22 protein-coding genes and 1 riboswitch are annotated in these 24534 nt (G+C 68.9%); of the genes, 13 read left to right on the top strand and 9 right to left on the bottom strand.

Annotated elements, in window-relative coordinates:
- Positions 1-24: 24 nt before the first annotated feature.
- The 3 genes from ACFV6H_RS02015 to ACFV6H_RS02025 form a co-directional block, all read right to left on the bottom strand.
- Positions 25-1080 (bottom strand): ABC transporter permease, encoded by a 1056-nt coding sequence (locus tag ACFV6H_RS02015; RefSeq protein WP_384975671.1) that lies wholly within the window; start codon positions 1078-1080, stop codon positions 25-27.
- 191 nt (positions 1081-1271) lie between these two features.
- The gene (gene msuE, locus ACFV6H_RS02020; RefSeq protein ID WP_385537423.1) at positions 1272-1838 is read right to left on the bottom strand and encodes an FMN reductase; all 567 of its coding nucleotides are present in this window, start codon (positions 1836-1838) and stop codon (positions 1272-1274) included.
- Complete coding sequence (locus ACFV6H_RS02025; RefSeq protein WP_385537426.1) at positions 1835-2917, bottom strand: LLM class flavin-dependent oxidoreductase; 1083 nt, start codon at positions 2915-2917, stop codon at positions 1835-1837. The genes msuE and ACFV6H_RS02025 overlap by 4 nt, the downstream gene beginning before the upstream one ends.
- Before the next feature lie 473 nt (positions 2918-3390).
- Here ACFV6H_RS02025 and ACFV6H_RS02030 point away from each other — a divergent pair, with 473 nt between their 5' ends.
- Positions 3391-3660: a hypothetical protein gene (locus ACFV6H_RS02030; RefSeq protein ID WP_384975665.1), complete on the top strand. Its 270-nt coding sequence runs from the start codon at positions 3391-3393 to the stop codon at positions 3658-3660.
- Positions 3657-3986: a hypothetical protein gene (locus ACFV6H_RS02035; RefSeq protein ID WP_385537431.1), complete on the top strand. Its 330-nt coding sequence runs from the start codon at positions 3657-3659 to the stop codon at positions 3984-3986. The genes ACFV6H_RS02030 and ACFV6H_RS02035 overlap by 4 nt, the downstream gene beginning before the upstream one ends.
- A gap of 234 nt (positions 3987-4220) precedes the next feature.
- On the opposite strand, the gene ACFV6H_RS02040 is transcribed toward ACFV6H_RS02035, so the two are convergent.
- The 4 genes from ACFV6H_RS02040 to gcvT form a co-directional block, all read right to left on the bottom strand.
- On the bottom strand, positions 4221-5603 hold the full coding sequence (locus ACFV6H_RS02040; protein WP_385537434.1) for an L-serine ammonia-lyase: 1383 nt from the start codon (positions 5601-5603) through the stop codon (positions 4221-4223).
- 189 nt (positions 5604-5792) lie between these two features.
- Positions 5793-7064, bottom strand: a complete 1272-nt coding sequence (gene glyA / locus ACFV6H_RS02045) for a serine hydroxymethyltransferase (protein ID WP_385537437.1) — start codon at positions 7062-7064, stop codon at positions 5793-5795.
- 33 nt (positions 7065-7097) lie between these two features.
- Complete coding sequence (gcvH, locus tag ACFV6H_RS02050) at positions 7098-7475, bottom strand: glycine cleavage system protein GcvH (RefSeq protein ID WP_385537440.1); 378 nt, start codon at positions 7473-7475, stop codon at positions 7098-7100.
- 191 nt (positions 7476-7666) lie between these two features.
- Positions 7667-8806, bottom strand: coding sequence for a glycine cleavage system aminomethyltransferase GcvT (gene gcvT, locus ACFV6H_RS02055; RefSeq protein WP_385537443.1), 1140 nt, complete (start codon positions 8804-8806; stop codon positions 7667-7669).
- 147 nt (positions 8807-8953) lie between these two features.
- Positions 8954-9051: riboswitch (glycine riboswitch) on the bottom strand.
- A gap of 174 nt (positions 9052-9225) precedes the next feature.
- Between gcvT and ACFV6H_RS02060 the strand changes: the two genes are divergently transcribed.
- From ACFV6H_RS02060 to ACFV6H_RS02105, 10 genes are all read left to right on the top strand, one after another.
- Entirely contained in the window at positions 9226-9912 is a 687-nt protein-coding gene (locus ACFV6H_RS02060) for an AAA family ATPase (RefSeq protein ID WP_385537446.1), read from the top strand.
- 284 nt (positions 9913-10196) lie between these two features.
- Positions 10197-10931 (top strand): enhanced serine sensitivity protein SseB, encoded by a 735-nt coding sequence (locus ACFV6H_RS02065; protein ID WP_385537449.1) that lies wholly within the window; start codon positions 10197-10199, stop codon positions 10929-10931.
- Between the two features lie 151 nt (positions 10932-11082).
- On the top strand, positions 11083-11868 hold the full coding sequence (locus tag ACFV6H_RS02070) for an enhanced serine sensitivity protein SseB C-terminal domain-containing protein (protein WP_093593842.1): 786 nt from the start codon (positions 11083-11085) through the stop codon (positions 11866-11868).
- Between the two features lie 368 nt (positions 11869-12236).
- Positions 12237-13235: an ABC transporter permease gene (locus ACFV6H_RS02075; RefSeq protein WP_093593840.1), complete on the top strand. Its 999-nt coding sequence runs from the start codon at positions 12237-12239 to the stop codon at positions 13233-13235.
- Positions 13236-13279: 44 nt separating this feature from the next.
- The gene (locus ACFV6H_RS02080; RefSeq protein WP_385537453.1) at positions 13280-15043 is read left to right on the top strand and encodes an ABC transporter substrate-binding protein; all 1764 of its coding nucleotides are present in this window, start codon (positions 13280-13282) and stop codon (positions 15041-15043) included.
- A gap of 151 nt (positions 15044-15194) precedes the next feature.
- On the top strand, positions 15195-16205 hold the full coding sequence (locus ACFV6H_RS02085; RefSeq protein WP_384790624.1) for an ABC transporter permease: 1011 nt from the start codon (positions 15195-15197) through the stop codon (positions 16203-16205).
- Complete coding sequence (locus ACFV6H_RS02090) at positions 16202-17308, top strand: ABC transporter ATP-binding protein (protein ID WP_384790471.1); 1107 nt, start codon at positions 16202-16204, stop codon at positions 17306-17308. Before ACFV6H_RS02085 ends, ACFV6H_RS02090 begins: the two co-directional genes overlap by 4 nt.
- A complete protein-coding gene (locus ACFV6H_RS02095; RefSeq protein ID WP_385537458.1) occupies positions 17305-18492 on the top strand; it encodes an ABC transporter ATP-binding protein in 1188 nt (395 codons plus the stop codon). Before ACFV6H_RS02090 ends, ACFV6H_RS02095 begins: the two co-directional genes overlap by 4 nt.
- A 158-nt stretch (positions 18493-18650) precedes the next feature.
- A complete protein-coding gene (locus tag ACFV6H_RS02100) occupies positions 18651-19493 on the top strand; it encodes a thioesterase family protein (protein WP_385537461.1) in 843 nt (280 codons plus the stop codon).
- A 109-nt stretch (positions 19494-19602) separates the two neighbouring features.
- Complete coding sequence (locus ACFV6H_RS02105; protein ID WP_385537464.1) at positions 19603-20766, top strand: cysteine desulfurase family protein; 1164 nt, start codon at positions 19603-19605, stop codon at positions 20764-20766.
- 52 nt (positions 20767-20818) lie between these two features.
- On the opposite strand, the gene ACFV6H_RS02110 is transcribed toward ACFV6H_RS02105, so the two are convergent.
- Entirely contained in the window at positions 20819-21565 is a 747-nt protein-coding gene (locus tag ACFV6H_RS02110; RefSeq protein WP_384975639.1) for an N-acetylmuramoyl-L-alanine amidase, read from the bottom strand.
- Positions 21566-21626: 61 nt separating this feature from the next.
- Here ACFV6H_RS02110 and mnmA point away from each other — a divergent pair, with 61 nt between their 5' ends.
- A complete protein-coding gene (gene mnmA / locus ACFV6H_RS02115; RefSeq protein ID WP_385537467.1) occupies positions 21627-22757 on the top strand; it encodes a tRNA 2-thiouridine(34) synthase MnmA in 1131 nt (376 codons plus the stop codon).
- Between the two features lie 150 nt (positions 22758-22907).
- On the opposite strand, the gene ACFV6H_RS02120 is transcribed toward mnmA, so the two are convergent.
- Complete coding sequence (locus ACFV6H_RS02120; RefSeq protein ID WP_385537470.1) at positions 22908-24500, bottom strand: peptidoglycan-binding protein; 1593 nt, start codon at positions 24498-24500, stop codon at positions 22908-22910.
- Positions 24501-24534: the final 34 nt, after the last annotated feature.

Raw genomic sequence — 24534 nt, forward strand, 5'->3', positions numbered from 1 at the left:
GGCAGCGCCGGGGGCGGGCGCATGTCAGCGTCGCCCGGCCCGGCGGACGAGGAATCTTTCATGGAGCCAGAGGCCGGCCACGCCGACCAGGGCCCAGGCACTCAGTACCGCCACGGCCCGGGCCACTCCGTCCCCGTCGAAGAAGGCAAGCCCGTTGACGGCTCGCACTCCTACGCCGACCGGCAGGGCGGAGGAGAACGGGTGGAGCCAGCCGGGAAGGAAGTAGGCCGGCAGGCTGCCACCGCTGGTGGCGTTGCCGAGCGTCATGAACAGCACTGCCGCGGCGCTGGAGCCGACGACACCGAGCGTGCGGACGAGCAGCATGGTGGCGGCCCCGACCGCGAGCGCGACCAGAGCCACCAGGCCTGCGATGCCGAAGAAGGCCGCGGGCAGTACATCGAAGGCGTGGACGACGGCCGCCACCATCACTCCGCCGCCGATGCCGAACGCGGCCAGGCTGGACAGCCGTTGGGGCAGTGCGATGCGGGGTGCCAACTGGTAGGTCATGATCCCGAACAGATAGCCGGAGAGCACGAGGCCGAACGTCGTGTAGAACACGACAAGCCCCCGAGTGTCCCGCGGAGATGCCGGGACGACATCAAGGGTCTCCAGTTTCGCCCCGTCCATGGCGGCAGCTCGATCGAAGGCGCCGGTGACGACTCCGGTGACCGACGGGCCGTGCGCTCCGGCGTAGAGCACCCGAGGACCATCGGCCGCGCGCGGTTCGTAGGCGCCGAAGACCTCCCCGTGCTCGACGGCGGTGCGTGCCGAGGTCTCGTCCGGGAGCGCCCTGACGCGGAAGCCGTGCGGAGTACGGTCCGTGAGCAGCTTTTCCACGCGTTGTGCGTCGGCGGCCGTGCCGACCACGGCGACGGGCAGGTCGCGTGGCAGCGGTGCGTGGAAGGCGGCGAGATACACGCTGATGAAGATCGCCCCGATCGCCACCACGATCGCTACGGGAACGAAGGTCGCCCGGCTTCCGCTCAGCCCTGTTCGTACAGGGGTGGGCGGGGCATGGCGGTCCGCGGCGGAGGCGCGTCGGCCCTCGGCGCCGCGGGTTTCGACGGGGGTGAGGGGCATGTCGTGGTCCTTGCTGGTGAGCCGGCGGGACTGTACGCGGAGGCTTTCCGCCGGCGGAGAGGAGAAAGAGGAAGGCCCGCCGCCGGGGGAGGAAGCAGCCGACGACGGGCTGGGTGATGTGATTCGTTGCGCGGCGAACTGAGTGAAGGGTGGGTTGCCTCGGCCGAGGTGTGTCTCACAGCGACCGGTGGTCAGTTGGCCGCTGACTGCCGGGCCGCTGCCAGCGCCACCGCGATCGGCACCACGTCGGCGACCGCCATCTCGATGCGCTCGTAGACCTCGGGGTTGAGGATCGTGGTGCCGTCGAAGTCGCCCGCGCTCAGATAGATGCCGGCCGGCGCGGTCCACGCCTGGAGGAACGCGAACAGCGGTCGCAGCGCGTGCTCCACGACCAGGGCGTGCCGGTCGCTGCCCCCGGTGGCGGCCAGGACCACCGGCTTCGCGGCCAGCGCGTACGGTGCGATGAAATCGAAGAAGTGCTTGAACAGCCCGCTGTAGGAGCCCTGGAGGACCGGGCTGGCCGCGATGACCAGGTCCGCCGATTCCACGGCGCGCAGCGCCGCCTCCGCCTTCTCCCCGAGTTGTTCACGCTCCGCGGCACCCGCCAGATCCGGACCGAGCGTATGGATCTCGATGACCTGCGATTCCGTCTCCGTCTGTGCCGCGAGGGTCGCCAGAATCAGCTCCGCCAGAGCCGTCGTCCTCGACGGGGAGCGCAGCGTACCCACGACCGCGACCACATTCAGGGGCCCGCTCATGCCATCTCCTCCGTCGCGGATCGCTCAGCAGATCGCTCAAGGGAGGAGATCTCCTTCCGGACGACCGGTGCCACATCGCCGCCCAGCAGTTCGATCGACTTGAGCATCTCCTTCTGGGGGACGTCGCCGAAGCCCATCTGGATCATCATGCGGTCGTGCCGGAACAGCTCGTACTGCGTCATGATCTTGTCGATGACTTCCTGCGGGCTGCCGAGGAAGAACGCGCCCGCCGGGCTCGACTGCGCTTCGTAGGCCTGGCGCGGCATCGGGACACCGCGTCCGCGCTGATGGTGGTTCGCCATCCAGCCGGCCTGGAAGTACGGGTGGGACACCTCGACCGCCTCGTGATGGGACGCCGCGATGAAGCCGGGTGAGTTGATGGAGACCTTCAGCCGTGCCGGATCGTGCCCGGACTCGTCGGCGACCTGTCGGTACAGGTCGACGAACGGGGCGAACTGCGCGTAGCTGCCGCCGATGATGGCCAGCGAGAGGGGCAGGCCCAGCCTGCCGGCTCGTATGACCGAGGCGGGAGTCCCGCCCACCGCGACCCACACCGGCAGTTCGCGCTCCGGCCGGGGGGTGATGTCTCCCTGGTCGAGAGATGGCCGCATCGTTCCCCGCCAGGTGACCGGATTCTCCTCGCGCAGGCGCAGCAACAGGTCGAGCTTCTGCGCGAAGAGATCCGAGTAGTCGCTCAGGTCGTATCCGAACAGTGGGAACGACTCGGTGTACGAGCCGCGCCCCGCGATGATCTCCGCGCGTCCGCCCGAGATCAGATCCAGTGTGGCGAACTGCTGGAAGACACGCACGGGATCGTCGGAGCTCAGCACCGTTACGGCGCTGGACAGCTTGATGCCACGGGTGTTCTCCGCCATGGCCGCCAGGACGACGGCGGGAGCGGAGACCGCGAAGTCGGTGCGGTGGTGCTCGCCGACGGCGAACACGTCCAGGCCTGCGTCGTCGGCGGCACGCGCCTGTTCGATCAGTTCACGCAGCCGCACTCCGGGCTTGGGCGGGACGCGGGTGGTGGGGTCCGGCGTCAGCTCGCCGAAGTGGTAGATGCCGAGCTCGAAGGCCATGGCAGGCCCCTTCCGTAGCGGGATCGTGATCCGGGGCAGGTCATGCCCCGGTGATGTGGTAACCATTGATCCCACAATTTTATTCGTTGCGCAACGAACTATCTTGGGAGGGGTGACCTGGGCTCCTGCAGTTGGCCGCGTTCGAAGCAGGCCACGGCGTGGATGAGGGCGACGAGGTGGGGTGCGTTCACGGCCCGCCACCGCTGCTGGGCGGACTCGCCGAGCTTGAAGCGCTCGGCGGAGCGGGGATCGTTGGATCGAACCCGACAGCAGTCCCAGTGCTGGCTGGGGACCATCGGGCAGACATCGAACCAGCGGTGCCGATGCTCGGAACGCTGCATCGGGTGAATGTCTGCTGCCGCACCGACCGCTTGGAAGGCGCCCTGACGGTGAGCGCTGCTCGCTAGAGTGGAGGCCGGCTGCCAGGAGCTCCCACAGAAGTTGCTGGCCACAGCGCAGAGCAGGAGGAGCCGATGAGCGCACAGCCCACCGAGGCGTACAGCGCGCATCCCCGGACGCAGGACGAGATCGGGGCCGCGCTGCCGCCTTCCCAGCGGATGGCTTTCTATCGCGACATGGGGGCTGCCAATGAGGGCGAGATCGCGGGTGTGTTGCGTCGCTGGCGGCTGCGGCTGGAGATCTACAACGACCCCGCCACGGCTCGCGTCCACACCGCGGTCCAGCAGGGGACGGCCCCAGGGCGGGCCTTGTCAGCAGCGCTGAGGGAGCTCGGGCCGCGGTGAGTGACTGGGACGACCCGTACGACGGTGACGAGGAGCACGACCCGATCACCCTGTCGCCGCAGGTTGAAGAAGTGTTCGACTACGCGGTGACGCCGCCAGACGTGGTCTCGGCGATCGCCGCGTTCCTAGTTGGTCTACGCGAGACGTTGGATGGTGGGCGGCACCCGGAGCACGCCGAGGAGATCCCGGGTCTGCCGGGTGCCTACCTGGCTCCGCTGGTGCGGGATCTCGGGCTGGTTCAGTACCACGCGACCGGGACCCCGTATGGACCGGGGTTCTACGTTGCCAGGGTCGTGCGCACGGACGATTACCCCGAGGGCTTCTGAAGTCGGTTGTGCCTTGGGAGTCACCGGATTTTCAGCAGCGAGGAGGACCTTGAGCAGATCGTGAAGGACGCCTACCGGCCGAGCAGTGGGAGGACTCGGTACGGCAGGCGCTGACTCGGTCCGCCAGCCGGCACAGGCACACCACCCTGGTCAGTGCTCTGCTGACCAGGGGTTCGCCAGGGACTTTCGGAGCAGCCCTGAAAGGGAGGAAGTCGCAGGTCAGGGGTTGTTCGACTAGCACTCGATGATGTTCACCGCGAGGCCGCCGCGCGCCGTCTCCTTGTATTTGACGGACATGTCCGCGCCCGTCTCCTTCATGGTCTTGATGACCTTGTCCAGGGAGACCTTGTGGCTGCCGTCGCCGCGCAGGGCCATCTTTGCCGCTGTGACCGCCTTGACCGCTGCCATGCCGTTCCGTTCGATGCAGGGGATCTGGACCAGGCCGCCGACCGGGTCGCAGGTCAGGCCGAGGTTGTGTTCCATGCCGATCTCGGCCGCGTTCTCGACCTGTTCCGTGCTGCCGCCCAGGACTTCGGCGAGCGCGCCCGCCGCCATGGAGCAGGCGGAGCCGACCTCGCCCTGGCAGCCGACCTCGGCGCCGGAGATGGAGGCGTTCTCCTTGAAGAGCATGCCGATGGCGCCCGCCGCCAGCAGGAAGCGGACCACGTTCTCGTCCTTCTCCACCGCCGTGGCGCCGCCCGCCGCGAAGTTCATGTAGTAGTGCAGGACCGCCGGGATGATGCCTGCGGCGCCATTGGTGGGCGCGGTGACCACCCGGCCGCCCGCCGCGTTCTCCTCGTTCACGGCCATCGCGTAGAGCGTGATCCACTCCATGGCGTGCGCCTGCGGATCGCCCTCGGCGCGGAGCTGGCGCGCGGAGTGGGCGGCGCGGCGGCGGACCTTCAGCCCGCCCGGCAGGATGCCCTCGCGGGCCATCCCGCGCGAGACACACGCCTGCATCACCCGCCAGATCTCCAGCAGCCCGGCCCTGATCTCGTCCTCGGTGCGCCAGGCCTTCTCGTTCTCCATCATCAGCGCGGAGATCGACAGACCTGTCTCGCCCGACAGCCGCAGCAGCTCGTCGCCCGTGCGGAAGGGATACCTCAGCACGGTGTCGTCGAGCTTGATCCGGTCCTCGCCCACGGCGTCCTCGTCCACCACGAATCCGCCGCCCACGGAGTAGTACGTCTTCTCCAGGAGGAGGCCGCCGTCGCTGTCGTACGCGAGGACCGTCATCCCGTTGGGGTGGTACGGCAGGGCCTTGCGGCGGTGCAGGACCAGATCCGTACCGGCGTCGAAGGCGATCTCGTGCATACCGAGCACACTGAGCCGGCCGCTGCTGCGGATACGTTCCGCCTGCTCGTCCGCGCTCTCCGCGTCCACGGTGCGCGGTGAGTTGCCCTCCAGACCGAGCAGAACGGCCTTCGGCGTGCCGTGGCCATGGCCGGTCGCGCCGAGCGAACCGTACAGCTCGGCCCGGACCGAGGCGGTGTGGGCGAGCAGGCCCTCGTTCTTGAGGCGGCGGGCGAACATCCCGGCCGCGCGCATCGGACCGACCGTATGGGAGCTGGACGGGCCGATACCGATCGAGAACAGGTCGAAGACCGAGATGGCCACGTGCGTGACTCCTTGCTGATTGGTAGACGCCGTTGTCTGCCGGGGTGGTGCAGAGATGACGCGTACATACAGATGTGTACATACATACGGTCCGGGGCACCGCGCCGCACGTTCAGTGTGCGCGGTGCCCCGTGAACCCCGGCCGAACGGATGACGTCGGACCGGAGAGGCCTGAGTACTCCTGAGTACTTACTTCAGGCCCGGGTACAGCGGGTGCTTCACGGCCAGCGCGGAGACCCGCCCGGCCAGTTCGTCACGGTCGAACGACGGCTTCAGCGCCGCCGCGATGATCTCCGCGACCTCGGTGAAGTCCTCGGCGGTGAAGCCGCGGGTGGCCAGCGCCGGCGTACCGATCCGCAGACCCGAGGTGACCATCGGAGGACGCGGATCGTTCGGTACGGCGTTGCGGTTGACCGTGATGCCGATCTCGTGCAGCCGGTCCTCGGCCTGCTGTCCGTCCAGCTCGGAGTCGCGCAGATCCACCAGGACCAGATGCACATCCGTACCGCCGGAGAGTACGGAGACGCCCGCCTCGGCCACATCCGGCTGGACCAGCCGCTCGGCGAGAATCCGGGCGCCCTCCAGAGTGCGCCGCTGGCGCTCCTTGAACTCCTCCGTCGCCGCGATCTTGAAGGAGACCGCCTTGCCCGCGATGACATGCTCCAGCGGACCGCCCTGCTGACCGGGGAAGACCGCGGAGTTGATCTTCTTCGCCAGCTCCTTGGTGGAGAGGATCACACCGCCGCGCGGGCCGCCCAGCGTCTTGTGCGTGGTCGTGGTGACGACATGCGCGTGCGGCACCGGGTTCGGGTGCAGCCCGGCCGCGACCAGACCGGCGAAGTGCGCCATGTCGACCATCAGATACGCGCCGACCTCGTCCGCGATCCGGCGGAACGCCGCGAAGTCGAGCTGCCGGGGATACGCCGACCAGCCGGCCACGATCAGCTTCGGACGGGACTCCTTGGCGAGCCGCTCGACCTCGGCCATGTCGATCTGGCCGGTCTCGCCGTCGACGTGGTAGGCGACGACGTTGTAGAGCTTGCCGGAGAAGTTGATCTTCATGCCATGGGTGAGATGCCCGCCGTGGGCGAGATTCAGACCCATGATCGTGTCGCCGGGCGAGAGCAGCGCGAACATCGCCGCCGCGTTCGCCTGGGCGCCCGAGTGCGGCTGTACGTTCGCGTGCTCCGCGCCGAACAGCGCCTTCACCCGGTCGATGGCGATCTGCTCGATCACATCGACATGCTCACAGCCGCCGTAGTAGCGGCGGCCCGGATAGCCCTCGGCGTACTTGTTGGTCAGGACGGAGCCCTGCGCCTCCATGACCGCGACCGGAGCGAAGTTCTCCGAGGCGATCATTTCGAGCGTGGACTGCTGACGGTGGAGCTCGGCGTCGACCGCGGCGGCGACATCCGGGTCGAGCTCATGGAGCGAGGAGTTCAGAAGCGACTTCGAAGACATCACAGTCCCTGGGGTGTCAGTGGCCGGAGCACGTCAGTTGCCGGAAAAGTCTTGGTACTCGTCGGCGGTGAGCAGATCGGACGGCTCTTCCGCCACGCGCACCTTGAACAGCCAGCCGCCTTCGAACGGAGCGGAGTTCACCAGTGAGGGATCGTCCACCACGTCCTGGTTCGTCTCGGTGACCTCACCGGTCACCGGGGCGTAGAGATCGCTGACCGACTTGGTCGACTCCAGCTCTCCGCAGGACTCGCCCGCGGTCACCGTGTCACCGACGTCGGGGAGCTGGGCGAACACGACATCACCGAGGGCGTTGGCCGCGAACTCGGTGATCCCGACCGTCGACACCCCGTCCACGGGGTCCGTCAGCCACTCGTGCTCCTTGGTGTAGCGGAGCTGCTGGGGGTTGCTCATGACCTGAATTCTCCTGTACGCGGGGGAGTGGTGCGGAACGGCTGTCTTACGGAACGAGATGGAACGAGACGAAAGGAGCCGGACAGAGCCGGACGGAGCTGGAAGGAGACGGACGAGGCCGGAACCGAACGGCCCCGGGACGGCATCCCTTTGGAACGAAGGCGGAATGGGGGGCGCCGATGACGTCCGTATCACTTCTGGCGCTTGTAGAAGGGCAGCGCCACGACCTCGTACGGCTCATGGGTGCCCCGGATGTCGACTCCGACGCCCGCCGTACCCGGCTCGGCGTGCGAGGCGTCGACGTACGCCATGGCGATCGGCCTGCCCAGGGTGGGGGAGGGCGCGCCCGAGGTGACCTCGCCGACGACCGTGCCGTCGGCGACGACCTGATAGCCCGCCCGCGGGACCCGGCGGCCCTCGGCGATCAGACCGACCAGCTTGCGCGGCGGCGCGCTCGCGGCGCGCTCGGCCGCCGCCTCCAGGGCCTCGCGCCCGACGAAGGCGCCTTCGTTCGACGTCTTCTCGAACTTCACGACTCGGCCGAGGCCCGCGTCGAACGGCGTGAGAGCGGTGGTCAGCTCGTTCCCGTACAGCGGCATCCCGGCCTCCAGACGGAGCGTGTCGCGGCAGGAGAGCCCGCACGGCACCAGACCGACGCCCTCGCCCGCCTCGGTCAGCGCCCGCCACAGCGTCTCCGCGTGCTTGGGCTCGACGAAGAGCTCGAAACCGTCCTCGCCGGTGTAGCCCGTCCGGGCGATCAGCGCCGGGACACCGGCGACGGTGCCCGGCAGGCCCGCGTAGTACTTGAGCGCGTCCAGATCGGCGTCGGTCAGCGTCTTGAGGATGCCCGGCGACTGCGGTCCCTGGACGGCCAGCAGCGCGTACGCGTCACGGTCGTCCCGTACCTCGGCGTCGAAGCCGGCCGCGCGGGCGGTCAGCGCGTCCAGCACGGTCTGGGCGTTGGAGGCGTTGGCGACGACCAGATACTCGTTCTCGCCGAGGCGGTAGACGATCAGATCGTCCAGGATCCCGCCGTCCTCGCGGCAGATCATGGTGTAGCGCGCGCGGCCCACTGCGACGGCGCCGATATTGCCGACCAGCGCGTAGTCGAGCAGCCGGCCCGCGGCCGGACCCGAGACGGCGATCTCGCCCATGTGCGAGAGATCGAAGAGCCCGGCCCTGGTCCGTACGGCGGTGTGCTCGTCGCGCTCGCTGCCGTACCGCAGCGGCATGTCCCAGCCCGCGAAGTCGGTCATGGTCGCGCCCAGCGCGCGGTGCACGGCGTCGAGGGCGGTCGTACGGGGGGCGCTGCTCGGCGGGGCGTGATTCATCGGTGTGGCTCCCAGGGCATGACGACGAGGACGGTCCTCCCCATCTGTCATCGGAACCTGAGAGGTTCACCACGACCACCCGTATCAGGGGTCATGACTTGCACCTTGGGTGGAGCCGCAGCGCTGCGGCCCGCTTTTCAGATCTGCCTCGTCCGCGCGGTACGGGGCCTGAGAGATTCAAGGGAGGAACTTGCTCCTTCGGCGCCCGGCGCACACGGTGACCGGGACTCTCCCGCGCGGATTCAAACGGCCGGTATGCAGTTGGCGGGCACATCATCGCACGCATCCGGGTGGTTCGGAGCGCCTGGCCCGCAACTGGCCGGACGGCGTGAAAAGCTTGTGCCGCATTACCATTTCTTTACACTTCGTGGGCAAGGGTCATGGGCCAGGCCGACTGAGCTGACAGGGGGACGGCGAAGATGTCGCAGAGGTCCGGGGCATATGTGACGACCGCGGGGGTGCCGGCACAGCAGTCGGCTCAGCAGGGCGTGTCCGGTCGGCGAGCCGTGACACGGCCCGTGGCGGTCGTACGGGATCTGAGAGGGCGCCGGGCCCGGGTGCCGGGCGCCCTGGCCTTCACCGCGGGCGATCTGGTGGTGGTCTCCGGGCTGCCGGGCAGCGGCAAGTCCACCTTGATCCGGCGGGCCGCCGAGGGCGGCGGGATCGACTCGCAGGACGCCAGGGACCGCTGGGAGGGCAGACTGCCGGGCGGCCTCCCCTATGCCGTCTACCGCCCGCTCGTCCGTATAGCGCATTACGGGGGACTGCGGCGCGCGCTCCGCTCCGGCGAGAGCGTGGTCGTGCACGACTGCGGTACGCAGAGATGGGTACGGCGCTGGCTGGCCCGCGAGGCGCGCAGACGTGGCCGCGGGCTCCATCTCGTCCTGCTGGACGTGGCGCCGGAGGTGGCCCGCGCGGGCCAGCTGGAGCGCGGTCGAGGCGTCTCCGGGTACGCGTTCGCCCGCCACCGCAGGGCGGTCCGCCGTCTGCTGCGCGGCGCCGAATCGGGCCGCCTGCCCAAGGGCTGCGCCACGGCGGTGCTCCTCGACCGCGACGCGGCGGGAGCCCTGGACCGGATCGTCTTCCTTCCCGGACCGGGCGACTGACGGCGCGCTGACCGCCGCGCCCGGGTACGGGCCGCACGCACACGCGGGTACGGGCTCCCGTCTGCGGCGTTAGGGTGTGTCCGCAAAGTCGCGGCGTCCGCCCGGAGGGCGGGGCTCGCGGTGTCTGGTGCGTGCGATCGCAAGGCGGAGGATCAGCCTCGTACTGGACGTACTTGGCTGACTCCGACAACGCCGCGAGCGTGCGTGCCAGGCAGCTCGAGCCAGCCGCGAATTTGGGGACACACCCTAAGGTGCTGCGGCAGGCACGAGGGCGGAGGAAGACTGTGAATACTGCATGGCCGGGCAATGAGCTGGAAGAGGTGCTCGCCGCCTCGCTCGGCAGCCGGGGCGCGGGCGGGCGGCTGGTGGAGGTGCTCGGACGCAGCGAGGTCTGGGTGCCGCTGCCCAACGGCGGGGGCCCGGACAGTCCCGGTCTGGATCTGCCGACCCTGGAGATAGAGGGCGCGCCGTACGTCCCGGTCTTCAGCTCCCAGCAGCAGTTCCTCCAGTGCGTCGGCGCCCATATGCCCTTCACCGTGGCGCCCGCCCGCGACTTCGCCCGTGGCCTGCCTCCGCAGCTCGGTATCGCCGTCAACCCGGGCGGCATGGTCGGACTGCCGCTGCCGCCGCCCGCCGTCGCCGAGCTGTGCCGGGCGGGCCGCACACCGCTCGACGGTCCGGCGAGCGGCGGCCGGGTCAGGCTCTTCGAGCCGGACTGGCAGGAGGATCCGGTCGACTTCCTCTCCGCCGCCGCGGGCGAGTTCGAGACGTCCGGCGTGGTGCTCTCGGCCCGCCGCGCGCTCGCCAGCGTCGAGGGCGACTCCCCGGCGCTCTTCATCGGGGTACAGCTCTCGTCCTGGGAGGCCGCCGACCGCAACGCGCCGCTGGACGCGCTCGGCCGCGCGCTGGGCCGGGTCGCGGTGGGCTGGCCCGTCAACCTCATCCTGCTGGACGTGGCCCAGGATCCGGTCGGCGACTATCTGCTGGCGAAGGTGAGGCCGTTCTACCAGCGGGCATAGACACCAGGCGTCAAGGCTGTGTCAGGACCGCCGCCTAAGCTGGTTTGATGGCTGGGCCCCCGCGGCGTGTCCGGACGGGCCTTCCCGCACGGGGGCCGACGGGCTTCGGGGGGCTGGTCGAATGGTGGATCGAAGAGGGGCGGGACCCAGAGTGAGCGCGTCAGGCACCGCGGCGGCCGGGCAGGTCGAGCAGATGCTGCGCCAGGTGACGCCAGGACGCTACGACGCGTACGAGGCGCTCCTCCAGGCCCTCGCCGACGACAGCGTCTGGATGCTGCTCTGGCACGGCCGGGCTGGTTCGCCGGACGCCCAGTACGGCAACATGGAGGTCGACGGGCTCGGGTACGCGCCGTGCGTCACCTCCGCCCAGGAGCTCTCCGTCAGCGGCTGGACCCGGGCGCACGAAGTGGTCACCGGCCGTGACATCGCCCGCGCGCTCTATCCCGACCGCTGGGGCATCTGGCTCAATCCGCACGCGCCCGGCGGCGGAGTCGGCATCCCGTGGCTCGATCTGCGCCGGATCGCCACCGGACTCGACCGTATGCCCGCGGGACCGCTGCGGCTGTCCGAACCGGCCATCGCGCTGCCGCAGTTCTACGCCCTGCTCACCCAGAACGCCCATCGCACGCCCGCGGTCCGCTCGCTGCGCCGCGCCTGGGTGCAGCCGGCGCTCGGCGTGCCGTATCTGACGATCGGCCTCGATCTGTACGACACGAGCCCGGCGTCCGTCGATTCCGTACGCGCGATGATGCGGCAGTCGATCACCGCGGTGCCGGACGGACTGCCGGTCTCGACCGTGGCGATGTCCGACGAGTACGACCCGGTGACGATGTGGCTACGGGCCAACTCGCGTCCGTTCTACGACCGCGAGGCACACGCGGGACCGGCGCCCACCTCGGGTTATGGCTATCCGCCGCCCGCTTCTCACGCGTATTGAGCGCCGCGCCGCGGAGGATGGCGCGGAGGATATGGATGCTCCGGTTCCGCCGCATATCAGGCGAGTTGAGCCACATGTCCGATCTGGTGGAATAGTGGCTGAGTTGGTCCGCTGAGACGAGCGGACCGTCCGGATAACGGAACACCTCTACCCGCATCACGTTTGAGCAAACATTCCCCGTTGGGACTGGCGGGTGATCGCGAAGTGGCTGAAGACTCCGGGGAGCAGGTGGTCTCGGCCTAGTGTGCGATGCGCTGACAGAAGCAGTTCCCGCCACAGGGGGACCACGTGCGTCATGTGATGTGAAAGTGCCGCTACAGCGGCGGTCATGGGCCGGCCACCGTCGGCCGAGAGGGGTCTCCAGCGCAATGACGGCACCTATCGAGACCACCGGGTCGGCGGCGACAGCGCAGCCGGAAGCGGTCCTGGAGGGCGCCGGGGGCAAGCAGATCGAAGGCCGTTCGCTCGGCCGGATCGCGTGGACGCGTTTCAAGCGGGACAAGGTCGCCGTAGCGGGCGGCGTCATCGTGATCCTGCTGGTTCTTGTCGCCGTACTGTCCAAGCCGATCCAGGCGGTGTTCGGTCTCGACCCCAACGCCTTCAACCAGGATCTGGTGGATCCGACGCTGCTGGCGCCCAAGGGCGGCTTCGGCGGTATGAGCTGGGACCACCCGCTGGGCGTGGAACCGCAGACCGGGCGTGACATCCTGGCCCGTATCATCGAGGGCTCATGGGTCTCCCTGGTGGTCGCGGCCGGATCGACGTTGCTCTCGGTCGTCATCGGCGTCGTGATGGGCGTCGTGGCGGGTTTCTACGGCGGCTGGGTGGACAGTGCCATCAGCCGCATGATGGACACCTTCCTCGCCTTCCCGCTACTGCTTTTCGCGATCTCGATCTCCGCGTCGCTCCAGGGCAGCGCGTTCGGTCTTGAGGGGCTTCCGCTCCGTATCGCCGTACTGATCTTTGTGATCGGCTTCTTCAGCTGGCCGTACATCGGCCGGATCGTGCGCGCGCAGACGCTCAGCCTGCGCGAGCGGGAGTTTGTCGAGGCGGCTCGGTCGCTGGGCGCGCGAGGACCGTTCATCCTGTTCCGGGAGCTGCTGCCGAACCTGGTCGCGCCGATCCTCGTGTACTCCACCCTGCTGATCCCCACCAACATCCTCTTCGAGGCTTCTCTGAGCTTCCTGGGTGTGGGTATCGCGCCGCCACAGGCTTCCTGGGGCGGAATGCTGTCCACCGCGGTCGACCTCTACCAGGTCGACCCGATGTTCATGATCATCCCCGGTATGGCGATCTTCATCACCGTGCTGGCATTCAATCTGCTTGGGGACGGGCTGCGTGACGCACTCGACCCCCGTGGCAAGTAATAGCGGCCCTGCCGCATCGGTCAATCGAGGGGGCTTTCCTCAGGATGAACAGCAGAAAGACGGCAGCGGCCATCGCCGTGACGCTGGCCATGGCGCTCGGTGCGAGTGCCTGTGGCAGCTCCGACAAGGACAGTGACGGCAACAAGGGTGGCGGCAGCAGTGCCAAGGCCGATGCCGCGATGTCGGGCATTGTCAACACGACCGACAAGAAGGGGGGAACGGTCGTCTTCGAGCACTCCAGCGGCCCGGACTCCCTGGACCCGGGCAACACGTACTACGGCTGGGTGCAGAACTTCTCCCGCCTGTACGGCCGTACCCTGGTCACCTTCAAGCCGGCCGCCGGCAAGGAAGGCCTTGAGGTCGTCCCCGACCTCGCGACCTCGCTCGGCAAGGCCAGCCCCGACGCCAAGACCTGGACGTACACGCTCCGCAAGGGCGTGAAGTTCCAGGACGGCACCGAGGTCACCTCGAAGGACGTCAAGTACGCGATCGAGCGCAGCAACTTCGCGCCCGAGGCGCTCTCCAACGGTCCGACGTACTTCAAGTCGTACCTCGTGGGCGGCGACAAGTACAAGGGTCCCTACAAGGACAAGTCCCCCGAGGGTCTGAAGTCCATCGAGACCCCGGACGACTACACGATCACGTTCAAGCTGAACAAGCCGTTCGCGGACATGGACTACCTGGCCACCTTCTCGCAGACCGCTCCGGTCCCGCAGAAGGCCGACAAGGGTGCCGAGTACGTCCAGAACATCGTGTCCTCCGGCCCGTACAAGTTCGACTCGTACAACGAGAGCACCGGCGCCACGCTCTCCCGTAACCCCGAGTGGGACCAGGCCGGCGACCCGATCCGCAAGGCGCTGCCGGACAAGATCGAGCTGAAGCTCAACATCAACGCGACGACGATCGATGAGCACCTGCTCAACGACACGATCACCGCGGACGCCGGCGGTACCGGTCTCCAGTCCAAGACGCAGCCGAAGGTGCTCGTCAAGGCCGACGAGAAGGCCAAGACGGACAACCCGTACGCGGGCGCGCTGTCGTACCTGGCGATGAACGTCAACGTGAAGCCGTTCGACAACGTCGACTGCCGCAAGGCCGTGCAGTACGCGGTGGACAAGGCCGGTGCGGTCAATTCCATCGGTGGCTCGGTCAAGGGCGACCCGGCCAGCACGCTGATCCCGCCGTCGGTGAGCGGTTACAAGAAGTTCGACCTGTACGCGACGCCGGGCAACAAGGGCGACGAGGCCAAGTCCAAGGCCGCGCTGACGGCCTGCGGCAAGCCGGGCGGCTTCAAGACCACGCTGACGGCCCGTGCGGACCGTCCCGACGAGGTCACCGTGGCCACCCAGATCCAGGAGAGCCTGAAGAAGGTCGGCATCACGGCGGACATCAAGACGTTCCCGTCCGACAAGTACTTCACGGACTTCGCCGGTGTGCCGGCCTGGGTCCACAAGAACAACGCGGGCCTCATGATGATGGCCTGGGGTGCCGACTGGCCCAGTGGATTCGGCTTCCTCGACCAGATCGTGAACGGTTCGGCCATCAAGCCCTCCGGTGGCACGAACCTGATGGAGCTGAACGACCCGAAGATTAACAAGGCGCTGTCGGACGGCATCGGCACCGTTGACCCGGCTGCCCGCACGGCCGCCTGGGGCGAGGTCGACCAGCTCGTCATGGAGAACGCCTCGGTCGTCCCGCTCTTCTACCGCAAGAACCTGCTCTACCGGCCCGCGTCCGCGGCCAACGTCACGGTCACCGAGGCCTACCTCGGCATGTACGACTACACGCTGCTGACCTCGACCAAGTGACACCGGTGGCACCGGGAAGCCCCGGTGCCACCCCGTAACACCTGTAACACCTGTAACACCTGACACATCAAAACAGCACCCCCCGAAAGGCAGGTGAAGGTGCCGGGCCGTCCTGGCGTACCCCGTCAGGACGGCCCGGCACCAAACGGCTGTGGCTGCGTACATCATCCGACGCGTCTTCGCCGCGGTGTTGCTGCTGCTGGTGGTCAGCGCAGTCACGTTCGCGATCTTCTTCCTTGTGCCCCGCCTCGGCGGGCAGACGACCGACTCGCTGGCCGCCCAGTACATCGGCAAGAGTCCCACCCCGGACGCCATCGCCGCTGTCAAGAAGAACCTGGGGCTCGACCAGCCCCTCTACCTTCAGTACTGGGACTTCATCAAGTCCATCGTGGTCGGCGCCGAGTACAACTTCGGCCCCAATCCCTCGGTCTGTCATGTGCCGTGCTTCGGCTACTCGTTCAAGACACATGTCGAGATCTGGCCCCAGATAGTCGACCGCGTGCCGGTGACCCTGTCGCTGGCCGTCGGCGCGGCGGTCCTCTGGGTGCTCTCCGGTGTCGCGATCGGTGTGCTCTCCGCGCTCAAGCGGGGATCCATCTTCGACCGGCTCGCCATGGGCGTCGCCCTCGCCGGTGTCTCGCTGCCGATGTTCTTCACCGGTCTGGTCTCCCTCGCCCTGTTCAGCTTCCACTGGACGATCTGGGACAACCTCCACTTCGTACCGTTCACCGAGAATCCCGGTGAATGGGCCTGGAATCTGATCCTTCCCTGGTGCACGCTCGCCTTCCTCTACTCGGCGCTCTACGCACGGCTCACCCGTGCCGGAATGCTGGAGACGATGGGCGAGGACTACATCAGAACCGCGCGGGCGAAGGGACTTCGGGAGAGCAAGGTCGTCGTCAAGCACGGTCTGCGCGCGGCGCTGACGCCGCTCGTCACCATCTTCGGCATGGACTTCGCGCTGCTGCTCGGCGGCGCGGTCATCACCGAGAACGTCTTCTCCTTCCAGGGCATGGGCGCCTACGCCATCCTGGGCGTGAAGCAGAGCGACCTGCCCATCGTGATGGGTGTGACGCTGGTCGCCGCCTTCTTCATCGTTGTCTGCAACCTGCTGGTGGACCTTGTGTACGCCGCGATCGACCCCCGGGTGAGGCTCTCATGAGCGACGTACAGAAGGACGTACAGAAAACGGGCGCGGAGAAGGCCACCACGGGTACGGGTACGGGTTCCGCCGAGGGCGCCGCGGAGAAGTTCCTCTCCGTGCGCGACCTGCGGATCCACTTCGACACCGACGACGGTCTGGTCAAGTCCGTCGACGGCGTCAGCTTCGATCTGAAGGCCGGCCAGACTCTCGGTATCGTCGGTGAGTCAGGCTCGGGCAAGTCCGTGACCTCGCTGGGCATCATGGGTCTGCACAACTCCGAGCGGGCCAGGATCTCCGGTGAGATCTGGCTGGACGGCGAGGAGCTGATCGGTGCCGGTCCCGAGCGTGTGCGTGAGCTGCGCGGCCAGAAGATGGCGATGATCTTCCAGGACCCGCTCTCCGCGCTGCATCCGTACTACAGCATCGGCGCGCAGATCGTGGAGGCCTACCGCGTCCACAACGCGGTGGACAAGAAGACCGCCAAGAAGCGGGCCGTCGAGATGCTCGACCGGGTCGGCATTCCCGAGCCCGCGCGGCGCTACGACGACTATCCGCACCAGTTCTCCGGCGGTATGCGCCAGCGCGCGATGATCGCGATGGCGCTGGTCAACAATCCGCAGCTGCTGATCGCGGACGAGCCGACGACCGCTCTGGACGTCACCGTCCAGGCGCAGATCCTCGACCTCATCCGGGATCTCCAGAAGGAGTTCCACTCGGCCGTCGTCATCATCACCCACGACCTGGGCGTCGTCGCCGAGATCGCGGACGAACTGCTGGTGATGTACGCGGGACGCTGTATCGAGCGCGGTACCGCGGAGAAGGTCTTCTACCAGCCTCAGCACCCGTACACCTGGGGCCTGCTGGGCTCGATGCCGCGTATCGACCGGGAGCAGACCGACCGGCTGGTGCCGGTCAAGGGAACGCCGCCCAGCCTGATCAACGTCCCGTCCGGCTGCGCCTTCCATCCGCGCTGCCCGTACGCGGACGTCCCCAAGGACAACATCACCCGCACCGAGCGTCCTGAGCTGCGGCAGATCACCGACGGGCACTTCTCCGCCTGCCATATGTCGCCGGCGGAGCGGGAACAGATCTGGACCGAAGAGATTGCGCCGAAGCTGTGACTGATCCGAGCAAGAAGATTCCCGAGCAGGAGGCGGGCCAGGGACCGGACGGTTCCGGCCCCGAGCCGCTCCTCAAGGTCACCGGCCTGGCCAAGCACTTCCCGATCACCAAGGGAGTGCTCAAGCGCAAGGTCGGCGCGGTCAAGGCGGTCGACGGTCTCTCCTTCGACGTCCGCCCGGGCGAGACCCTCGGTGTGGTCGGCGAGTCCGGCTGCGGCAAGTCGACGATGGGTCGGCTGATCACGCGGCTGCTCGAACCGACCGGCGGCAAGGTCGAGTTCGAGGGCCGGGACATCACTCATCTGTCGGCGGGCGCCCTGCGGCCGATGCGCCGTGATGTCCAGATGATCTTCCAGGACCCGTACGGCTCGCTGAACCCGCGCCACACCGTCGGCGGAATCATCGCCACTCCCTTCAAGCTCCAGGGCATCGAGCCCGAGGGCGGTGTGAAGAAGGAGGTCCAGCGGCTGCTGGAGCTGGTGGGCCTCAGCCCCGAGCACTACAACCGCTATCCGCACGAGTTCTCCGGCGGCCAGCGGCAGCGCATCGGTATCGCGCGGGCGCTGGCGCTCAACCCGAAGCTGGTCGTGGCCGACGAGCCGGTCTCGGCGCTGGACGTGTCGATCCAGGCGCAGGTGGTGAACCTGCTGGACGACCTCCAGGACGAGCTGGGTCTGACCTATGTGATCATCGCGCACGACCTCTCGGTCATCCGCCATGTGTCGGACCGGATCGCGGTGATGTACCTCGGCAAGATCGTGGAGCTGGCGGACCGTTCGTCGCTGTACGCGTCGCCGAAGCACCCGTACACCAAGGCGCTGCTCTCCGCGGTGCCGGTGCCGGACCCGAGCAGGCGCGGCGCGAAGAGCGACCGGATCCTGCTCAAGGGCGATGTGCCGTCGCCGATCAATCCGCCGAGCGGCTGCCGCTTCCACACGCGGTGCTGGAAGGCGACGGAGATCTGCAAGACCACCGAGCCGCCGCTGATCCAGCTCGCGCCGGGCCACCAGGCCGCCTGTCACCACCCGGAGAACGCGGCCGACCAGCGTCCGCAGGACACGGTGTCGGTGGCGTCGCGCGAGACGATCGAGCTGGCGGATGTGTCGGGCGCGGGCACGGAGATACCGGCCGCGGAGACGTCGGCCGCGGGCGAGCCTTCGTCGGAGGCCGGGCCCAAGGAGTAACGCGTACGCAGGGCCGGCCGGCCTCTGGTCCCTACGGGGCCGGAGGCCGGCGGCGTTTCGGGCTCTTCTGTGTCACGTTCTGTGTCACGCCGGAGTTCGCACGCTTGTAACCCTCGTAAGCTACCGCTTAGTACAGTCCTCTTGTAGGGTTGTCTTCCATGGCACAGGCATCCATCGCGTCCATCGGGGACAGCGAGTTCGACCGCGGCACGGCTCTGATCCCGCGTGGACCGGGCGTCTACGACGCGACGCTCTCCCCGGGCTGGACGATCATGAACGTCCTCAACGGCGGCTATCTGCTGGCACTGATCGGCCGCGCGCTCGGCGACACCCTGCCGCACACGGACCCGTTCGCCGTCTCGGCGCACTACCTCACACCGTCGACGCCCGGTCCCGCCGTGGTGCGTACGGAGGCCCTACGGACCGGCCGTACGCTCTCCACCGGCCAGGCGTCCCTCTTCCAGACCGCCGAGGACGGCACCGAGGTCGAGCGGATCAGGGTGCTCGCCTCGTACGGCGATCTGGACGCGCTGCCCGACGATGTGCGGACGGCGGCGAAGCCGCCCGCGATTCCGCCGCTGGAGCGCTGTGTCAGCTCCGCCGACGGCCCGCCGCCGCCCGGCGACTTCGCGATGATCGACCGGCTCGATCTGCGTCTTGACCCGGCGACGGTGGGCTGGGCCGTCGGCGCGCCGTCCGGGCTGGGCGAGATGCGCGGCTGGTTCCAGTTCGCGGACGGCCGGGACAGCGATCCGCTCGCACTGCTGCTGGTCGTGGACGCGCTGCCGCCGACGGCGTTCGAGATGGGCCTCAAGGGCTGGACCCCGACGGTCGAACTGACCACTCATATCCGCTGCCGCCCGGCGCCGGGCCCGCTCCGGGTCGCCCTCACCACCCGTAACCTCGCCGGCGGCTTCCTTGAGGAGGACGCGGAGATCTGGGACAGCGCGGACCGTCTGGTGGCCCAGTCCCGCCAACTCGCCCGCGCGCCGCGGGACTGACGGCCCGGCGGATCATGGCCCGGCCGGGCGACGGTATGCGCCATGGGCGGCGGGCCGGTGCGGACCGGGCGCGTGTGCGGCTTCCGTGACTCGTAGAATCGAGTCCACCATGGCTTACCTCGACCACGCCGCGACCACTCCGATGCTGCCGGAGGCGATCGAGGCGATGACCGCCCAGTTCGGCCTCGCCGGCAACGCCTCCTCGCTCCATGCCGCCGGCCGCCGGGCCCGTCGTACCGTCGAGGAGGCCCGCGAGACGCTCGCGGAGGCCCTCGGCGCACGGCCGAGCGAGGTGGTCTTCACCTCCGGCGGCACCGAGGCCGACAATCTCGCCGTGAAGGGCCTGTACTGGTCCCGCCGCGACGCCGATCCGGCCAGGACCAGAGTGCTGGCCAGCCCGGTGGAGCACCATGCCGTCCTCGACGCCGTGAACTGGCTCGGTGAGCACGAGGGCGCGACCGTCGAATATCTGCCGGTCGACTCCTACGGACGGGTGCTGCCCGGGACACTGCGCGAGGCGATCGCGCGCAATCCCGAGGATGTCGCCCTCGCCACCGTCATGTGGGCCAACAACGAGATCGGCACCATCCTGCCGGTCCGTGAACTGGCCGAGGTGGCGGCGGAGTTCGGCATTCCGCTGCACTCCGACGCCGTCCAGGCCTTCGGCCAGACGGACCTGGACTTCGGTGCCTCGGGACTCGCCGCGATGACCGTCTCCGGACACAAGATCGGCGGCCCGTACGGCATCGGAGCCCTGCTGCTGGGCCGTGAGTACACGCCCGTCCCCGTACTGCACGGCGGTGGCCAGGAGCGTCACGTACGCTCGGGCACCCTCGACGTCCCGGCGATCGCCGCCTTCGCCGTGGCGGGCCGGCTCGCCGCCGAACGGCACGAGCAATTCGCCCAGGACATCGGCGCCCTGCGCGACGAACTGATCGAGGCCGTACGGACGGCCGTCCCCGACGCCGTCCTCGGCGGCGATCCTGACCACCGCCTCCCCGCCAACGCGCACTTCAGCTTCCCGGGCTGCGAGGGCGACTCGCTGCTCCTGCTGCTCGACGCCCAGGGCATCGAGTGCTCGACGGGCTCGGCCTGTACGGCAGGTGTGGCGCAGCCCAGCCATGTCCTGCTCGCCACCGGCTGCGATCCCGATCTGGCCAGAGGCACGCTGCGCTTCTCGCTCGGCCACACCTCCACCAGGGAGGACGTGGAGGCGGTGGCGAAGGCCATCGGCCCGGCCGTCGACCGGGCCAGAAGCGCCGGGCTCAGCTAGGGCGCCTCCGTGGGGCCCGGCGCCTCCGGCCGTGGGGCCCGGCGCCTCCGCCTCAGGCTGCGCCCGGCTGCGCCTTCTCCGTGTCCGTGCTCGCTTCCCGTACCAGCTCCATATAGCGGTCCCAGTCCCAGTACGGCCCCGGATCCGTGTGGTCCGTGCCCGGGACCTCCACATGGCCGATGATGTGCTCCCGGTCCACCGGGATCTCGTACCGCGCGCAGATCCCGGCGGTCAGCCGTGCCGACGAGCGGTACATCGCGTCCGTGAAGGACGACTTCCGGTCCACCCAGCCCTCGTGCTCGATGCCTATGGACCGCTCGTTGTAGGCGCGATTGCCCGCGTGGTACGCCACATCCAGCTCGCGGATCATCTGCGCCACATGGCCGTCCTTGCGCACCACATAGTGCGAGGCGGCGCCATGGGCTGGATCCCGGAAGACCTTGAGCGCCACCTGATAGCTGCCCTGGACGACATGGATCACCACGCGGTCCACCACATAGTCGTCCGGCCTGTCCGCCCGGCGCCAGTTCGCCGGAGAGGCCGCTATCCACTGCGCACGCGCGTAATCCAGCTCACCTTCCTTGCGCGGCTTGTCGATGCCCGGCACCCGCCACCACAGACGCGAGACCTTCTCGTGTGCCAGCACGCCGCCGCCGAGCAGCGCCGCCGCGCCGCCGATCAGCACCGTCCTGCGATTGATCTCGCCGGAATCCGCGGCTCCGCGATGGCGCCCGCAGGCCTTGCGATGGCGTCCGTAGCCGCCCACGCCCCCGGCCGTGCCCGGTGTTTTCTCGCCCATGTGATCGTCAACGCAAACCAGGGCGACTCCGGTTCCCGTCGGGCCGTACTCTGGGAAGGCTATGACTCAGAATCCTCAGCGCCCACTCCGTGTGCTCGCCGCCATGTCGGGCGGCGTGGACTCCGCCGTCGCCGCCGCCCGTGCCGCCGAGGCGGGCCACGACGTCACCGGAGTACATCTGGCGCTCTCCGCGAATCCGCAGTCCTTCCGCACGGGCGCGCGCGGCTGCTGCACCATCGAGGACTCCCGTGACGCGCGCCGCGCCGCCGATGTGATCGGTATCCCGTTCTATGTGTGGGATCTCGCCGAACGCTTCCGTGAGGACGTGGTCGACGACTTCGTCGCGGAGTACGAGGCCGGCCGTACGCCCAATCCCTGTCTGCGCTGCAACGAGAAGATCAAGTTTGCCGCGCTGCTCGACAAGGCGCTCGCCCTCGGCTTCGACGCCGTGTGCACGGGCCATTACGCGACGGTCGTCATCGGCGAGGACGGCACCCGGGAGCTGCACCGCGCCAGCGACATGGCCAAGGACCAGTCGTATGTCCTCGGAGTGCTGGACGAGCGGCAGCTCGCACACGCCATGTTCCCGCTCGGTGACACCCTCACCACCAAGGACGAGATCCGCGCGGAGGCCGAGCGCCGCGGTCTGGCCGTGGCGAAGAAGCCCGACAGCCATGACATCTGCTTCATCGCGGACGGTGACACCCAGGGCTTCCTCGCGAAGCGTCTGGGCCGGGCCGAGGGCGACATCGTGGACGAGTCCGGTACGAAGGTGGGCAGCCACGACGGCGCGTACGGTTTCACCATCGGCCAGCGCAAGGGCCTGCGCATCGGCCATCCGGCCGCCGACGGCAAGCCTCGCTACGTCCTGGACATCTCGCCCGTCGACAACACCGTGACGGTCGGTCCGGCCGCCGCGCTCGATGTCGTGGCGCTGACGGCCGTCAAGCCACGCTGGTGCGGTACGGCGCCCACGGGCCCCGGCGGCTACACCGCCCAGCTGCGCGCCCACGGCGGTGAGACGGCGGTGACGGCGGAGCTGGCGGACGGCACGCTGCGTGTCAGCTTCGAGGAGCCGGTGCGCGGTGTGGCGCCCGGCCAGGCGATCGTGCTGTACGACGGCACGCGCGTGGTCGGCTCGGCGACGATCGCGACGACGACACGGCGGCGTAAGGCGGCGCTGGCCGGTTGACGGAACGGGCCGGCCTCTTTAAAGAAGGGCTCTTTGACGAGACCTCTTTAAGGAGGCCGGCCCGTTTGCAAGAGGCCGGCCCGTTCACGGCTTTCGTACGGCTGGCCTTCGTACGGCGCCGGCAGCGCTCGTACGTACGGTCCCGTCGGTTCAGCGACCGGCCTGGAGCGCGGACCAGGTGGCCGCGCCGACGATGCCGTCCGCGGTCAGCCCACGGCCGCTCTGGTAGTCACGTACCGCCGTGGCCGTTCCCGGCCCGAACTGTCCGTCGATGGACACGGTCCGCCCGAGCGCGGCCGTCAGCGCCCGCTGGAGACGCTCCACCACCGCGCCCGTGCTGCCTTCCCGTACCACGGTCGTGCTGCCCGCGGAGAGCAGGGCCGTCCAGGTACGGGAGCCGACGGAACCGTCCGCGGTGAGCCCGCGGGCGGTCTGGAAGGACCTGACCGCGTTCGCGGTCCGGGTGCCGAAGATGCCGTCCGCGGTGCCCGCGTCGTAGCCCTGCTGGTTCAGCAAGGTCTGGGCCGCCGTCACCTGGGCGCCGGTGGAACCACTCGTGAGGGTGGAGTACGAGGCGAAGTTGAGCTGTACGCCACCGCCGCCGGAGCTGCCGCCCACGAGCTGCATGTAGTAGTTCCAGTTCCAGTTCGGCCCCGGATCGGTGTGGTCGTTGCCCGGTACCTCGGCATGGCCGACGACATGCGCGCGGTCCTTGGGTATGCCGTACCGCTCGCACAGATACTTCGTCAGGGCGGCCGAGGAGCGGTACATCGCGTCGGTGAACCAGCTCGGGTCGGCGATAAAGCCCTCGTGCTCGATGCCCAGGCTGGAGGAGTTGGCCGAACGCGCGTGGTACGCGGTGTTGCTGTCACGGACCATCTGGGTGATCGCACCGTCCGACGAGCGCACCACATAGTGGGCGCTCACCTGCGAGGACGCGTTCTGGAACCAGCTGATGGTCCCGGCGTACGAGCCCTGGGTGACATGGACGACCACGGTGCTGATCGACGCGCTCCGGCCGACCGCGTAGTTGGCCGCGTTGGCGGGCACCCAGGCGGCGGGCGGATAGTCGGGACTGAGCGCGGCGCGCTGCCGGCCGTCGGCTGTGTCTGCCGCGTCCGCCGCGTACCGGCCGCGCTCGGGCTCGACGGCGCGCGGCCGTACGGTGACACGCTCGCCGCCCGCGACATCGGCGGTGATGCCCTGCCCGAGGAGCGTGTAGACGGTGTCGGCGTACAGCCGGGCCGTGGCGGTGTCGGTGGCTCCGCCGTAACGGGCGACCACCGGATACCACTCGTCCACGCTGCGGCGCTCCGTGGCGTCCAGTCCCAGCCCGTCGGCGTAGGAGCGCAGCACGGCCGCGCCGCCACGGATGTTCGCCGTGGTGTCCTCGCGCAGCTCGGCGCCCGGCTCACCGGTCAGCTCGGCGGCCTTCTCCAGTGTGCGGCTCCGCGGATTGCTCACGAGGTGCATGACGCCGTAGCCGTTGGCCTGGCTCGGTTCGCCGCGGTGTCCGTCGAGGTGCGTCTCGCCGTATCCGACCGCCACCAGCAGATCCCGTGGCACGCCGAACTCCGAGGCGGCGCGCGCGAAGGCCCGGCTCATGGAGTCGCGGTCCGCCGCGCCGACGGGAGCAGGCGCGGCACCGGCGGCGGGCTGGGCCGTGGCGACGAGCACCGCGGTGACCAGACCGCCGAGCGCGGACAGTGCGGTCCGTCTCCATGGCGTCGATCGTCGGTACATGCTTCCTCCTGGTCGGTCGGTTCGACGGTCTCCG

Origin of the sequence: Streptomyces sp. NPDC059743 (genome assembly GCF_042732975.1) — a bacterium.
GTDB lineage: Bacteria > Actinomycetota > Actinomycetes > Streptomycetales > Streptomycetaceae > Streptomyces.